At 73.5% G+C, this 13,302-nt stretch carries 15 protein-coding genes; 7 read left to right on the top strand and 8 right to left on the bottom strand.

Features of this window, described 5'->3' with window-relative positions; genetic code table 11:
* Positions 1 to 114 precede the first annotated feature (114 nt).
* Complete coding sequence (locus ACI8AK_RS15240) at positions 115 to 864, top strand: GNAT family N-acetyltransferase (RefSeq protein ID WP_456956931.1); 750 nt, start codon at positions 115 to 117, stop codon at positions 862 to 864.
* A gap of 41 nt (positions 865 to 905) precedes the next feature.
* Here the strand turns inward: ACI8AK_RS15240 and ACI8AK_RS15235 are convergent, their stop codons facing one another.
* From ACI8AK_RS15235 to ACI8AK_RS15205, 7 genes are all read right to left on the bottom strand, one after another.
* On the bottom strand, positions 906 to 1,301 hold the full coding sequence (locus ACI8AK_RS15235; protein WP_456902303.1) for a hypothetical protein: 396 nt from the start codon (positions 1,299 to 1,301) through the stop codon (positions 906 to 908).
* A complete protein-coding gene (mshB, locus tag ACI8AK_RS15230; protein WP_387986296.1) occupies positions 1,298 to 2,194 on the bottom strand; it encodes an N-acetyl-1-D-myo-inositol-2-amino-2-deoxy-alpha-D-glucopyranoside deacetylase in 897 nt (298 codons plus the stop codon). Before mshB ends, ACI8AK_RS15235 begins: the two co-directional genes overlap by 4 nt.
* 91 nt (positions 2,195 to 2,285) lie before the next feature.
* A complete protein-coding gene (locus ACI8AK_RS15225) occupies positions 2,286 to 3,422 on the bottom strand; it encodes an ABC transporter ATP-binding protein (protein ID WP_456902302.1) in 1,137 nt (378 codons plus the stop codon).
* Positions 3,406 to 4,467, bottom strand: a complete 1,062-nt coding sequence (locus ACI8AK_RS15220) for an ABC transporter ATP-binding protein (RefSeq protein WP_456902301.1) — start codon at positions 4,465 to 4,467, stop codon at positions 3,406 to 3,408. The genes ACI8AK_RS15225 and ACI8AK_RS15220 overlap by 17 nt, the downstream gene beginning before the upstream one ends.
* Positions 4,464 to 5,435 carry an ABC transporter permease gene (locus ACI8AK_RS15215; protein ID WP_387986301.1) on the bottom strand — a complete coding sequence of 324 codons (972 nt, stop codon included), beginning with the start codon at positions 5,433 to 5,435 and terminating at the stop codon, positions 4,464 to 4,466. The genes ACI8AK_RS15220 and ACI8AK_RS15215 overlap by 4 nt, the downstream gene beginning before the upstream one ends.
* Positions 5,428 to 6,351, bottom strand: a complete 924-nt coding sequence (locus ACI8AK_RS15210) for an ABC transporter permease (protein WP_387986303.1) — start codon at positions 6,349 to 6,351, stop codon at positions 5,428 to 5,430. The genes ACI8AK_RS15215 and ACI8AK_RS15210 overlap by 8 nt, the downstream gene beginning before the upstream one ends.
* Positions 6,352 to 6,495: 144 nt before the next feature.
* On the bottom strand, positions 6,496 to 8,160 hold the full coding sequence (locus ACI8AK_RS15205; RefSeq protein WP_456902299.1) for a peptide ABC transporter substrate-binding protein: 1,665 nt from the start codon (positions 8,158 to 8,160) through the stop codon (positions 6,496 to 6,498).
* Positions 8,161 to 8,527: 367 nt separating this feature from the next.
* Here ACI8AK_RS15205 and ACI8AK_RS15200 point away from each other — a divergent pair, with 367 nt between their 5' ends.
* Positions 8,528 to 8,701 (top strand): CsbD family protein, encoded by a 174-nt coding sequence (locus ACI8AK_RS15200; protein ID WP_387986309.1) that lies wholly within the window; start codon positions 8,528 to 8,530, stop codon positions 8,699 to 8,701.
* Positions 8,702 to 8,757: 56 nt separating this feature from the next.
* Here the strand turns inward: ACI8AK_RS15200 and ACI8AK_RS15195 are convergent, their stop codons facing one another.
* Positions 8,758 to 9,519 (bottom strand): (deoxy)nucleoside triphosphate pyrophosphohydrolase, encoded by a 762-nt coding sequence (locus ACI8AK_RS15195; protein ID WP_387986311.1) that lies wholly within the window; start codon positions 9,517 to 9,519, stop codon positions 8,758 to 8,760.
* Between the two features lie 70 nt (positions 9,520 to 9,589).
* On the opposite strand from ACI8AK_RS15195, the gene ACI8AK_RS15190 reads away from it, so the two are divergent.
* The 5 genes from ACI8AK_RS15190 (at position 9,590) to ACI8AK_RS15170 (ending at position 13,174) form a co-directional block, all read left to right on the top strand.
* Positions 9,590 to 10,060 carry an RrF2 family transcriptional regulator gene (locus ACI8AK_RS15190; protein ID WP_387986314.1) on the top strand — a complete coding sequence of 157 codons (471 nt, stop codon included), beginning with the start codon at positions 9,590 to 9,592 and terminating at the stop codon, positions 10,058 to 10,060.
* Positions 10,061 to 10,317: 257 nt separating this feature from the next.
* Entirely contained in the window at positions 10,318 to 11,991 is a 1,674-nt protein-coding gene (locus ACI8AK_RS15185) for a nitrite/sulfite reductase (protein WP_387986317.1), read from the top strand.
* Positions 11,988 to 12,161, top strand: a complete 174-nt coding sequence (locus ACI8AK_RS15180) for a hypothetical protein (RefSeq protein ID WP_387986319.1) — start codon at positions 11,988 to 11,990, stop codon at positions 12,159 to 12,161. Before ACI8AK_RS15185 ends, ACI8AK_RS15180 begins: the two co-directional genes overlap by 4 nt.
* On the top strand, positions 12,158 to 12,868 hold the full coding sequence (locus tag ACI8AK_RS15175; protein WP_387986322.1) for a phosphoadenylyl-sulfate reductase: 711 nt from the start codon (positions 12,158 to 12,160) through the stop codon (positions 12,866 to 12,868). Before ACI8AK_RS15180 ends, ACI8AK_RS15175 begins: the two co-directional genes overlap by 4 nt.
* A gap of 12 nt (positions 12,869 to 12,880) precedes the next feature.
* Entirely contained in the window at positions 12,881 to 13,174 is a 294-nt protein-coding gene (locus tag ACI8AK_RS15170) for a 4a-hydroxytetrahydrobiopterin dehydratase (protein ID WP_387986325.1), read from the top strand.
* Positions 13,175 to 13,302: the final 128 nt, after the last annotated feature.

The following is a 13,302-nucleotide window of genomic DNA, read 5'->3' as shown; positions in this document are numbered from 1 at the left end:
CCGGGCCCGCGTGTCGCCCGCCAGTATGGCCCCGGCTCCCGGGGCCGGGCGCGACGGGTGGACCCCGCCCGCCCCGGTGGAGGGACGCCGGGGGCGCACCCGCAGGATCGGGGCGTGGGACAGAGCCGATCGCCCCTCGCCGTGGCCGACCTGGAGCGGGTGGCCGCGCGCGGCTGGCGGGGCACCGAGGAGGAGCCGCTCGGCGACTGGCTGCTGCGCGCCGGGGGCGGGTTCACGGGCCGGGCCAACACCGCGCTGGTCACCGGCGACCCCGGCCGGCCGCTGCCGGAGGCCGTCGGCGCGGTGGCCGCCTGGTACCGCGGGCGCGGGCTGCGGCCCGGCGCGGCGCTGCCCGGGGCGCAGGCCCGCCCCGCCGACGCGGCGTTCGCCGCCGCGGGGTGGGAGCGGGGCGAGGACGTCCTGGTGCTCACCGCCCCGCTGGTCCCCGGCAGCGACGACGGGGTGCCGGTCGAGCTCTCCCCCACCCCCGACGACGGCTGGCTGGGCGCCTACCGGCACCTCGGGAACGCGCTGCCGCCCACCGCGCCCGCCGTGCTCGGCAACGCCCCCGTCGTCGTCTTCGCGGCCGTGCGGCCGGAGCCGGGCGCGGCGCCGGTCGCGGTGGCCCGCGGCGTGGTCACCGACGCCTGGCTGGGCGTCAGCGCGGTCACCGTCGCCGAGGACGCCCGCCGCCGGGGCCTCGCGACGGCGGTGACGGCGGCGGTGACCCGGTGGGGCGCGGACCACGGCGCGCGCTGGGTGTACCTGCAGGTCACCGCCTCCAACGCCCCGGCCCGGGCGCTGTACCGCCGGGCCGGCCACGTCGAGCACCACCGCTACCACTACCGGTGGGCGCCGGACTGAACGCCCGGGTGTCCCCGCAGCAGCGGGCGGCGCGCCGACCCTCAGGCCGGCGGGCCGGCCGGACGGCGTGGCGTCGCCAGCACCCGGCCCACGGCGACCGCCGCGGCGAGCACCCCGAGGCCGAGGAACGCGAGGGTGACCGCGCCGAGCCCGCCGGTGCCGACGGCGACCAGGTCGCCCTCGGGCCGCGGCACCATCGCGGCGACCGCGACCACCAGCCAGGTGACCGCCGGCAGCAGCGCGACCACGCGCGAGCCGGTGAGCCGGTGCGCGCCGGTGACCAGCAGGTAGTTGCCGGCGACGGCGGCCAGGACCGACAGCGGCAGCAGGACGCCGGCCACCCGCAGCGGCAGCCAGAAGACCTCGACCAGCGCCAGCCACCCGGCGGTCAGCACCGCCGCGAGCCCGGCGAGGACCAGCCCGGGGACCCGGCTCACGCGTCCAGGCCGGCGAACAGGTCGTCCTCCCAGCCGTGCGGCCCGTCCCCCGCGGGGCCGCGCTCGCCGCGCACCAGCCGGTAGTGCTCGACGCCGAGCACCTCCTGGCCGTGGTTGTTGGACAGCGCGAAGAACGGCCCGTCGACGGTGATCTGCGTGGCGTGCGCCCGCATGGCGGCGTCCTTGCGGGCGGCGTACGCGCGGCCGTCGACGGCGGCGGTCACCAGCTCGTCGGGGACGGCGTAGGGGACGTCGTCGACCTCGCCGAGCTGCTCGAACGGCGCGGCCTCCCCCAGCGCGGCCAGGGCCTCGGCGCCCTCGCGCAGCACCGACCGCGGCACGCACGCCCAGTAGACCTTGGCGACGTCCCACGCCGCGCCCAGCTCGGGTCGCCACGCGGGGTCGGCGGCGCGCTCGACGGCGGCCATCGCGACCCGGTGGGCCTGGATGTGGTCGGGGTGCCCGTAGCCGCCGTTCTCGTCGTAGGTGACCACGACCTGCGGCCGCACGTCCCGCACGACGGCGACCGCGGCACCCACCGCCTCGTCGAGGTCGGCGTTCCAGAAGGCGCGCGGGTGCCCGTTGGCCGGCGTCCCCACCATCCCGGAGTCCCGGTAGCGGCCGGCGCCGCCGAGGAAGCGGCTGTCGGTGACGCCGAGGGCGGCCATCGCGGCGGCCAGCTCGCCGATCCGGTAGCCGCCGAGCTGGTCGGCCTGGTCGGAGGTCAGCTGCGCCAGCTCCGGGACGAGGACCTCGCCCTCCTCCCCCAGCGTGCAGGTGAGCAGCGTGACCTGCGCTCCCTCGGCGACGTAGCGCGCCATCGTCGCGCCGTTGGTGATCGTCTCGTCGTCGGGGTGGGCGTGGACCAGGAGGATGCGGCGGGCGGCGGTCACGGGCGCACAGTCTCCCACCGCGCCCGGACGCGACGACGGCGCGGTGACCACCCCGGGAGGTGGCCACCGCGCCGTCGTGGTGCGGCAGGCGCTACTCGGCGTCGACCGGGACGACCGTCCGGGCCTCGGCGAAGTGGCAGGCCGAGGGGTGGCCCTGGCCGCGGTCGACCAGCGCCGGGGCCTCCTGCGCGCAGACGTCCTGCGCCTTCCAGCAGCGGGTGCGGAAGCGGCAGCCCGAGGGCGGGTCCGCGGGGCTGGGGACGTCGCCCTGCAGCAGGATCCGGTCCTTCTGCCCACGCAGGTGCGGCTCGTGCAGCGGTACCGAGGACAGCAGGGCCTGGGTGTAGGGGTGCGACGGCGAGGCGTAGACCTCCTCGTCGGTGCCCTCCTCCACGATGCTGCCGAGGTACATCACCGCGACGCGGTCGGAGATGTGCCGCACCACCGACAGGTCGTGCGCGATGAACAGGTAGGACAGGCCGAACTCGTCCTGCAGGTCCTCGAGCAGGTTGACCACCTGCGCCTGCACCGAGACGTCGAGCGCCGACACCGGCTCGTCGCAGACGATGACCTCCGGCTGCAGCGCCAGCGCCCGGGCGATGCCGATGCGCTGCCGCTGGCCGCCGGAGAACTGGTGCGGGTAGCGGTTGACGTAGTCGGGGTTGAGGCCGACGCGGTCGAGCAGCTCCTGCGTGCGCTTGAGCCGGCCCTTCCGCGGGGCGACGTCGTCGTGCACGGCCCAGCCCTCGGCGACGATGTCGCCGACGGTCATCCGCGGGTTCAGCGACGCGTACGGGTCCTGGAAGATGATCTGGACCTCGCGCCGGTAGTCCTTCAGCGCCCGGCCGCCCATGCGGGCGACGTCCTTGCCCTTGTAGAGGATCGACCCGGCGGTCGGCCGCTCCAGCGCAACGATCAGCTTCGACACCGTCGACTTGCCGCAGCCGGACTCGCCGACCAGGCCCACGGTCTCGCCGCGGCGCAGGGTGAGGTCCACGCCGTCGACCGCGCGGACGTGGCCGATGGTGCGCTTGAAGACGATGCCCTGGGTCAGCGGGAAGTGCTTCTGCAGCCCGCGGATCTCCAGCAGCGGCTCCCCCATCGCGCCCCGGGCACCCGACGGCGCCGGCTTGGCCAGCGTCGGGGCGCCCGGCACCGCCTCGGTGGACGGCGACGACTTCGACAGGGACGACGCCGCGGTGGCGCCGGACTCACTCGGCTGCGACACCGAGGACCTCCTCGCTGTAGTGGCAGGCCGCCTCGCGTCCCGGCACGACCAGCCGCAGCGGCGGGACGTCGGTGGCGCACTCCCGCCCCGGCGCGGCCGCGGCGCCGAGCCGGCGGTGCGGGCACCGCGGGTGGAACGGGCAGCCGCTGGGGATGCGCGCGAGGTTCGGGGGCTGGCCGGCGATCGGCTGCAGCCGCCCGCCCTTCGCCTCGACCTGCGGCACCGAGCCCATGAGCCCCTCGGTGTAGGGGTGCGCGGGGCGGGTGAAGACGTCGTCGACGGTACCCCGCTCGACGATCTCGCCGGCGTACATGACCGCGACGTTGTCGGCGACCTCGTTGACGACGCCGAGGTCGTGGGTGATGAGGATCAGCCCCATCCCCGTCTCCTCCTGCAGGTCCTTGAGCAGGTCCATGACCTGCGCCTGCACGGTGACGTCGAGGGCGGTGGTCGGCTCGTCGGCGATCAGGATCCGCGGGTCCAGGGCGATGGCCATGGCGATCATCACGCGCTGGCGCATGCCGCCGGAGAACTGGTGCGGGTAGTCGTCGACCCGGCGGGCCGCCGCCGGGATGCGCACCCGGTCCATGAGCTCGATGGCCCGCTGGCGGGCCTCCTTCTTGCTCGTCCCGCGGTGCGCCCGGAACATCTCGCCGATCTGGAAGCCCACGCTGTACACGGGGTTCAGCGACGACAGGGCGTCCTGGAAGATCATCGAGATGCCCGGGCCGCGGATCTTCCGCTGGTCCTCGGCGGACATCTCCAGCATGTTCCTGCCCTGGAACCAGATGCCGCCGCCGGTGATGACCGCGGGCGGGGTCTCGAGGATCCCCATGATCGCCTGGGCCGACACGGACTTGCCGGAGCCGGACTCGCCGAGGATGGCCAGGGTCTCCCCCGCCGCCAGGCTGTAGCTCACGCCGTTGACGGCGTGCACCGTGCCCGCGCGGGTGCGGAACTCCACGTGCAGGTCGTCGACCTCGAGCAGGGGCGTGCCCTGTCCGGCGAGCTCCGCGGTCGGCTTGGTCAGGTCGAGGTTGGTCATGCGCGCTGCCTCGGGTCGAGGGCGTCGCGCAGGGCGTCACCCATCATCACGAACGCCATCACGGTCAAGGTCAGGATCAGGCTGGGGAACAGCACCAGGTGCGGTGCGGTGCGGATGGAGTCCTGCCCCGCCTCGATCTGCAGGCCCCAGGAGATGGCCGGCCGCTGCAGGCCCACGCCGAGGTAGGTCAGCGTCGCCTCCGCGGCGATGATCACGCCGATGGTGATCGTCGCGTAGACCAGCACCGGGGCGACGGCGTTGGGCAGGATGTGCCGCAGCAGGATGCGCCGGCCGGACGCCCCCATCGCGCGGGCGGCGGACACGTAGTCGGAGCTCTTGACCGCGATGACCTGCGAGCGGACCAGCCGCATCGCCGTCATCCAGCCGAACAGCGCCAGCGCGATGGCCACCGCGCCCGGCCCGCGGCTGTTGATGACCGGGATGTCGGTCGAGGGGCCCACCCGCAGCAGCACCAGCGCGCCGAGGATGAGCGGCAGCGCGTAGAAGATGTCCGCGATCCGCGCGAGGATCCCGTCGGTCAGGCCGCCGTAGTAGCCGGCGATCGCGCCGACGAGGACGCCGAGCAGCAGGATGACCAGCACGGCAATGACGCCGATGATCAGCGAGTTGCGGGCGCCGTAGACCACGTTGGCCAGGTAGTCGCAGCCCTGGGTGTCGAAGCCGAACCAGTGCTGCGCCGAGGGCCTGGCCCGGGAGTTGGACAGGTCGCAGGAGCGCGGGTCGGCGCCGCGCGCCAACACCTGCGGGAACAGCGCCATCAGGAGGAAGAACAGCCCGAGGACGGCGCCGATCCAGAACAGCGGGTTGCGCCGCAGCTCGCCCCAGGCGTCGCTCCAGAGGCTGTTCTGCCGCTCCTCGGTGACGTCGACCGACGGGCTGGCGAGCCCGGTCGTGGTGCCGGCCTCCACCTCGTCCTTGCGCAGGTCCAGCTGCTGCTGGTCAGTCATAGCGGATCCTCGGGTCGAGGACGGCGTAGAGCACGTCCACGACCAGGTTGAAGAAGATGAAGAAGAACACCATCAGGGTGACGATGCCGACGACGACCGCGCCCTCCTGGGAGCGGATCGCGTTGAACACCTCCCGGCCGATGCCGGGCAGGTTGAACACCGTCTCGGTGACGATCGCCCCGCCCAGCAGCGCGCCGATGTCGGCGCCGATGAACGTGACGACCGGGATCAGGCTGTTGCGCAGCGTGTGCCGGACGATGACCGTCCGCTTGGGCAGACCCTTGGCGCGCGCCGTCCGCACGTAGTCGGCGCGCAGGTTCTCCGCGAGGCTGGTGCGGGTCAGCCGGGCCACGTAGGCCAGCGACCCGGACGCGAGGACCAGGCCGGGCAGCAGGTAGCTGTAGAGCCCCTCGTTGGTCCCGGCGATGGGGAACCAGCCGAGCTTGAGGCCGAAGAGCAGCTGGGCGAAGAAGGCCAGGACCAGGATCGGGATCGAGACGATCAGCGTCGTCGAGACCAGCACCACGTTGTCGAAGAAGCTGTTGCGCCGGATGCCGGCCAGCACGCCGGCGACCAGGCCGATGAGGATCTCGAAGACGACCGCGGTGAGGGCGAGCTTCACGGTCACCGGCAGCGCGCGCTCGATGGTGTCGAACACCGGCCGGCCGCGGAAGTCGGTGCCCAGATCGCCCTGGAACAGGTTCTTCAGGTACTCCCAGTACTGGACGTACAGGGGGTCGTTGAGGTTGAACCGCTCGCGCAGCTCGGCGACCACGGCGGGCGAGAGCGGACGGTCACCACCCAGTGCGCGGATGGGGTCGCCCGGCAGGGCGTAGACCATCGCGAAGATCAGGAACGAGGCGCCCAGCAGAACCGGGATGGTGAGCAGCAGGCGGCGCGCGACGTAGCGGCCCATGGTCCCCCTCGGGGTGTGTGCGCCGCCGGGTCGCGACGGCGCCGGTGTCCATCGTGCCCGCAGGCCCGCACACGCGCCGCCGGGGGCGACCGTCCTGGTCGGACGGGCGCCCCCGGCGGGTGGTGCGGGTCCTGCGGGGTGGGGTCAGGCGTTGTTGACGGTGACCTCGGAGGTGACGATCCGCTGGAACAGGTCCAGGCGGACGTTGGAGACGTTCTCGGAGGTCACGGACTGGACCTCCGTGAAGAACATCGGCGCCATCGGCATCTCCTCGGCGATGATGTCCTCCGCCGCCTGGTAGTTCTCCACACCGGCCTCGGGGCTCTCGGCCTGGTCACCCTGGCTGATCAGGCTCTCGACCTCGGGGTTGGTCCAGAAGGAGTAGTTCGAGCCGGCCGGGGCGAGCGACTGGGTCGTGAACAGCGGCGTCAGGTAGCTGTCCGGGGCCGGGTAGTCGAAGCTCCAGCCGTAGCGGAAGGGCCCGGTCCCGCCCTGCGACTCCAGCAGGGGCAGGTACTCGGCGAAGTCGAGGTTGCCCTGCAGGACGTAGTCGACGCCGAGGTTCTCGCGCAGCTGGTTGCCCACCGCCTCCATCCACGCGTCGTGGCCGGCGCCCGCGTTGAACCAGAGGTCGACCGGCTGGCTGCGGTCGAAGCCGGCCTCGTCGAGCAGCTGGTTGGCCTGGTCCGGGTCGAAGGTGCAGTAGGTGCAGCTGCCCTCGCGGTAGCCGTCGACGACCGGCGGGATGAACGAGTCGGCCGCGACGCGGGTGCTCTGGAAGATCGCCTCCGAGATGGCGTCCCGGTCGACGGCCATGGAGATCGCCTGGCGGACCCGCGGGTCGGCGAAGCGCTCGTCGTAGGTCGGGAAGCCGAGGTAGGTGATCTGCGAGGACTCGGTCTCGATGAACCGGTCGCCGAACTCGGACCGGGCCGACTCGATGACGTCCGGCGGGATGACGTCGACGATGTCGAGGTTGCCGGCCTGCACGTCGGTGTAGGCGGTGTTGACGTCGGCGTAGACGACGTACTCGATGCCGTCGGCCTGCGCGGCGTCGTCGCCGGCGTAGTCCTCGTAGCGGGTCAGGGTGATGCCCTGGCCCGGGACGAAGTCCTCGTCGGCCTTGAACGGGCCGTTGCCGATCGGCTTGGTGCCGAAGGCCTCGGGGTCGTCGAAGAACGCCTGCGGCAGCGGGTAGAAGGAGTTGTAGCCCACGACCGCCGGGAAGTTCGAGAACGGCGCGGACAGCGTCACCGTGAAGGTGCGGTCGTCGACGACCTGCAGGCCGCTCATCTGCTGGGCGGCCGGCTCACCGGTCACGTTGCCGGCGTCGTCGGTCGGCGCCTGCAGGTCGGCGTAGCCCGCGATCCGCGACAGGTAGGACGCGGCGCCCTGGGCGTTGGGGCTGTAGGCGGTGTAGTTCCACGCGTTGACGAAGGACTCGGCGTCGACCGGGGTCCCGTCGTGGAAGGTCCAGCCGTCCTTGAGCGTGACGGTCCAGGTGGTGTTGTCCTCGGACTCGATCGACTCGGCGACACCCGAGTACTCGACGGAGCCGTCCTCGGCGTACTTCACCAGGCCGGTCCACAGCGAGTTGACGACCTGGTCACCCTCGGACTCGGTGGTGTTGCCCGGGACGAGCGGGTTCTCCGGCTCACCGATGTAGACGCTGAAGGTGCCGCCGCTCGCGCCGCCGCTGCCGCCGTCGCCGGAGCCGCTGTCGTCGTTGCCGCCGCCACAGGCGGACAGCAGGAGGGCGCCGGACAGGCCGACGGCGACGAGCGCCGACCGGCGCTTGCTCAACTTCACGTGTGTTGCCTCCCTCGTCCCGCGTGTGCGGGGGGAACGGACTGGTCTCTGCGTGCCGGGACACCGCGCACCCGGGCGCACTGGCCGGGCGTCGGCGTCCTCCGGGTGAACACCGCGGAACGGAGCCGGTACGCCGTGGGCGACCCTAGGCACCCCGACGAGGACCGTCCACGTCCGCAACCGATTTGTGACCGAGGCTCACGACTCCTGTCACACCAGTGCAACAGCAGCGGTCGACGAGGGCGCGGACCGCAGGGCTTGCGGTCCGCAGTTGCTCACCCCGGAGGACTTCCGCCGTTCAGGCGAACCGGGTGTGCTGAGCCTACTCCCGGGTACTCCACGGCCATCCGAGAGGGAGGAGTCCACCGTGAGCGGCATCGACAAGCTGCAGAACAAGGCCCAGGAGCTGGCGGGCGAGGGCAAGGAGCGCGTCGGCGAGGCCACGGGCGACCGCGACCTGCAGGCCGAGGGCGCCAACGACAAGGCCGCCGGCAACCTCAAGCAGGCCGGCGAGAAGGTCAAGGACGTCTTCAAGGGCTGAGCCCGGACGACTGCACCAGGGGCGCCGTTCCGCACGGGACGGCGCCCCTGGTGCGTTCAGAGGCGGCCGAGCAGGTCCCGGACCGCGGGCAGCAGGGGACGGTCGGCGGCGATCCAGTCCAGGCCGTCGAGGTCGCCGGCGCCCACCCAGCGCAGCTCGCGGTGCTCGTGCGCGACCGGCTCGCCGGAGGCCAGCCGGGCCCACCAGACCCGCAGCGTCGAGGCGCCGGGCGCCCCGCCGGCCACCCGGCCGTCCAGCGGCACCTCGCCGAGGAACGCCTGGGGCGCCACGAGGACCCCCATCTCCTCGGCGCACTCGCGCACCAGCGCCGCGACGTCGTCCTCCCCCGGCTCCACCTTGCCGCCGGGGAACTCCCACAGCCCCGCGAGCGGCCCCGACCCGCGCTGGGCGACCAGCACCCGGTCCCCGCGGACGACGGCCGCGCCCACCACCTGGACGACGTCGAGGGCGCGCAGCGCGGCCGCGGCGGCGTAGCCGTCCAGGTGCCGGCGCATCGCCCGCAGCACCCGCCGGCGCAGGACGGTCTGGTCGACCAGGCCGCCGAGCGCCCCGGGCAGGCCGGTGTCCCAGTCGACCTGCTCGTCGACGACGGTGCCGGCGCCGGTCGCGGTGAACCGGCGCTCGTGGGTGAGGCTGCGCCACCCCCGCCCCGGCCCCGCGGCGTACAGGTCGCGCACCGGGCGGACCGACTCGACCTCCTCCAGCGGGAACGGCCAGGGGCGGCCGAGGGCCCGGGCGACGTCGAAGGCGACGGTCAGCGGCGCCGCCACGACCGTGGTGAAGCGCAGCCGGTACACGCCGTCACCCTCGCAGACCGGGCAGGATGGGCCCGCGGGACCCGGCAGCCGGCCCGCAGGAGGGAGCACCGTGCGCATCACCGCCCGGGTCGACTACGCCGTCCGCGCGGCCCTCGAGCTGGCCGCCGCGGCGCCGGGCGCCATGACCTGCGACCGGATCGCGACCAACCAGGGCCTCCCCTCGCGCTTCCTGCAGGGGATCCTCGGCGACCTCCAGCACGCCCGGCTGGTCACCAGCCAGCGGGGCCGCGAGGGCGGGTACCGGCTGGCGCTGCCGCCGTCGGAGATCTCCATCGCCCGGGTCATGCGGGTGGAGCAGGGCTTCCTCGCGGAGGTGCACGGGCAGCGGCCCGAGGACGTCAGCTACCCCGGCGCCGCCGAGGAGCTGGCCAGCGTGTGGGTCGCCGCCCGCGCCGCCTACCGGCGGGTGCTGGAGGAGGTCACCCTCGCCGACGTCGTCGCCGGGAAGCTGCCCGGGTACGTGGCGGAGCTCGCCGCCGTCGAGAGCGCCTGGCGCTCGTTCGGCGACGAGACCCCCTGACGACGCCCCCTGCGGACGCCGCCTCCCGAGCTCACACCGGCCGGAGCCGGACGTGTGCGACCATGGGTGGCGTGACGGACCGCGGCAGCCTCCTCGTCGCGCGTCTGCACGTCGACCTCGCCCTCGTCAGCAGCGCCGTCTGTCGCGCCCCGCGCTGACCACGAGTCCTCCCCCGCGGCCCGCAGCCGCGACCCCGACCTGGCAGCGCCCTCCGCGCGGGTGCAGACCGGCGCGGACGGCGCAGGAAGAAGTGCACCGTGTCCGCACCTCCCCGTCCGAGCAACCGGCCCCAGCGTGGCCAGGGTCAGTGGGCGCTGGGCTACCGGGAGCCGCTGAACCCCAACGAGCGGATGAAGAAGGACTCCGACGGGCTCGAGGTCCGTCAGCGGATCCTCGACATCTACTCGCGGACCGGCTTCGACGGCATCGACCCCGGCGACCTGCGCGGCCGGATGCGGTGGATGGGCCTCTACACCCAGCGGGCCCCGGGCATCCCCGGCGGCAAGACCGCCGTGCTGGAGCCCGAGGAGCTCGAGGACTCCTACTTCATGATGCGGGTGCGCACCGACGGCGGGGCGCTGACCAGCGAGCAGCTGCGCACCCTCGGCGCCATCAGCACCGAGTTCGGCCGGGACGTCGCCGACGTCACCGACCGGCAGAACATCCAGTACCACTGGATCCGCATCGAGGACGTCCCCGAGATCTGGGACCGGCTCGAGGCCGTCGGCATGACCACGACCGAGGCCTGCGGCGACACCCCGCGCGGCATGCTCAACTGCCCGCTGGCCGGCGTCCTGGAGGACGAGGTCGTCGACGCCACCGACGTCATGGCCCAGACGGTCGCCCGGTACGTGGGCGACCCCGCGTTCAGCAACCTGCCGCGCAAGTGGAAGACGTCGATGTCCGGCTGCGTCGACCACTGCACCGAGCCCGAGATCGACGACGTGTCCTTCGTCGGCGTCGTCGGTCCCGACGGCGAGCCCGGCTACGACCTGTGGGTCGGCGGCGGCCTGTCGACCAACCCGATGTTCGCCCAGCGCGTCGGCGTGTTCGTGCGACCCGAGGAGGTGACCGAGGTGTGGGCGGCCTGCACCTCGGTCTTCCGCGACTACGGCTACCGCCGGCAGCGCAACCGGGCCCGGATCAAGTTCCTGATGGCCGACTGGGGTCCCGAGAGGTTCCGGCAGGTGCTGCAGGACGAGTACCTGCACCGCGCGCTGCCCGACGGCCCCGCGGCCGCGCCGCCGAAGAACGAGTCCCGCGACCACGTCGGCGTCGCGCGGCAGAAGGACGGCCGCAACGCCGTCGGCTTCGCGCTGCGCACCGGCCGGATCAGCGGGACGGTGCTCACCCGGATCGCCGACCTCGCCGACGAGTACGGCGCGGGCCGCATCCGGACGACGACCCAGCAGAAGATGGTCGTCCTGGACGTGCCGGACGAGCACGTGGAGGACCTCGTCGCCGCGCTCGCCGAGCACGACCTGCTGGTGCGCCCGAGCGCCTTCCGCCGCGGCACCATGGCCTGCACCGGCCTGGAGTTCTGCAAGCTCGCCATCGTCGAGACCAAGCAGCACGCCCAGGACCTCTACGCCGAGCTGGAGAAGCGGCTGCCCGGCTTCGACGAGCCGATCGGCATCAACGTCAACGGCTGCCCGAACAGCTGCGCCCGCTTCCAGACCGCCGACATCGGGTTCAAGGGCTCGATGGTCCGCGACGGGAACGGCGAGATGGTCGAGGGCTTCCAGGTGCACCTGGGCGGCCACCTCGGCGTCGACGCCGCCTTCGGCCGCAAGTTCCGCGGCCACAAGGTGACCAAGGCCGAGACGGCGGACTACTGCGAGCGGGTGCTGCGCGGCTACCTGGAGCGGCGCGAGCCCGGCGAGCGGTTCGCCGCCTACGTGGCCCGCGCCGAGGAGGCCTGGCTGCTGTGAGCGAGGAGGAGCCGTCCCCGTCGGGAAGGCAGCGCCAGCTGCCCGTGTTCCACTGCCCGTACTGCGGGGACGAGGAGCTGACCCCGCACGGGGACGGGGGCGAGTGGCACTGCGCCGCGTGCCTGCGGACCTTCACCGTCCGGCTCACCGGGACAGGAGTGCAGGCATGACGACCGCCGTCCGGCCCACGCCGGAGCTCGCCGCCGAGGCCGACGCCCGCTTCGAGGGCATCGCCGACCCCGTCGAGCAGGCCCTCGCCGTGCTGCGCTGGGCCGGGGAGACCTTCGGCGACGACTTCGCCGTCACCTCGTCGATGGCCGACGGGCTCCTCGCGCACCTGGCCTCCCGGGCGGTGCCGGGGGTCAACGTGGTCTTCCTCGACACCGGCTACCACTTCGCCGAGACGATCGGCACGCGGGACTGGATCAGCAGCGTCCTGCCCATCACGCTCGTGAACGTGACGCCGCCGCGGACGGTGGCCGAGCAGGACGCCGAGCACGGCCCGGCGCTGCACGACCGCGACCCGGACCTGTGCTGCTCGCTGCGCAAGGTGCAGCCGCTGGCCACCGCGCTGGCCGGCTACGCCGCGTGGGGCTCGGGCGTCCGCCGCGACGAGGCCGCCACCCGCGCGGGCACGAGGGTCGTCGACTGGGACGCCAAGCGGGGCATGGTGAAGGTCAACCCGCTGGCCGCCTGGACGCAGGACGACGTCGACGCCTACATCGCCGAGCACCAGGTGCCGGTCAACCCGCTGCAGGAGATCGGGTACGCCTCGATCGGCTGCGCGCCGTGCACCCGCCCGGTCGCTCCGGGCGAGGACCCGCGTGCCGGGCGCTGGGCCGGCCGCGGCAAGACCGAGTGCGGCCTGCACCTGTAGGAGCATCCCGACGTGCCCCGGCCGCCGCGCCTGTCCCCCGACGAGGTCGCGGCCGGGCTGCGCGCGCTGCCGCTGTGGTCCGGTGACGTCACCGGCCTGCACCGGACCGTGCAGCTGTCCTCGTTCCGCGCCGCGGTGGAGGCGATCGTCGCCATCGCCGACGTCGCCGAGGAGATGGACCACCACCCCGACGTCGACCTGCGCTGGCGGACGCTGCACCTCACCCTCGTCAGCCACTCCGAGGACGGGGTGAGCGCGCTCGACCTCGAGCTCGCCCGCCGCATCGACGAGCTGCTGCCCGGCTAGGTGTAGTGACCACGAGCGTTGTTGACGGCCTAGCGGGCTGAGACAGCGAGGAGACCTCCGGGTGAGGGTGTGGGTGCTGACGCCTCACCGACGACCCGGAGGTCTCGTGTCCCACGCTAATGCCCGCC

This window comes from Geodermatophilus sp. SYSU D00867, assembly GCF_054050315.1.
The sequence above is the reverse complement of the archived record's forward strand: the minus strand, read 5'-3'. Positions and strand labels throughout refer to the sequence as shown.

Bases quoted from the DNA above. Each gene is read 5' to 3' on its own strand.
- ACI8AK_RS15210 (WP_387986303.1), bottom strand. From the start codon at position 6,351: ATGGGCCGCTACGTCGCGCGCCGCCTGCTGCTCACCATCCCGGTTCTG.
- ACI8AK_RS15175 (WP_387986322.1), top strand. From the start codon at position 12,158: ATGACGACCGCCGTCCGGCCCACGCCGGAGCTCGCCGCCGAGGCCGAC.
- ACI8AK_RS15220 (WP_456902301.1), bottom strand. From the start codon at position 4,467: ATGACCAACCTCGACCTGACCAAGCCGACCGCGGAGCTCGCCGGACAG.
- ACI8AK_RS15215 (WP_387986301.1), bottom strand. From the start codon at position 5,435: ATGACTGACCAGCAGCAGCTGGACCTGCGCAAGGACGAGGTGGAGGCC.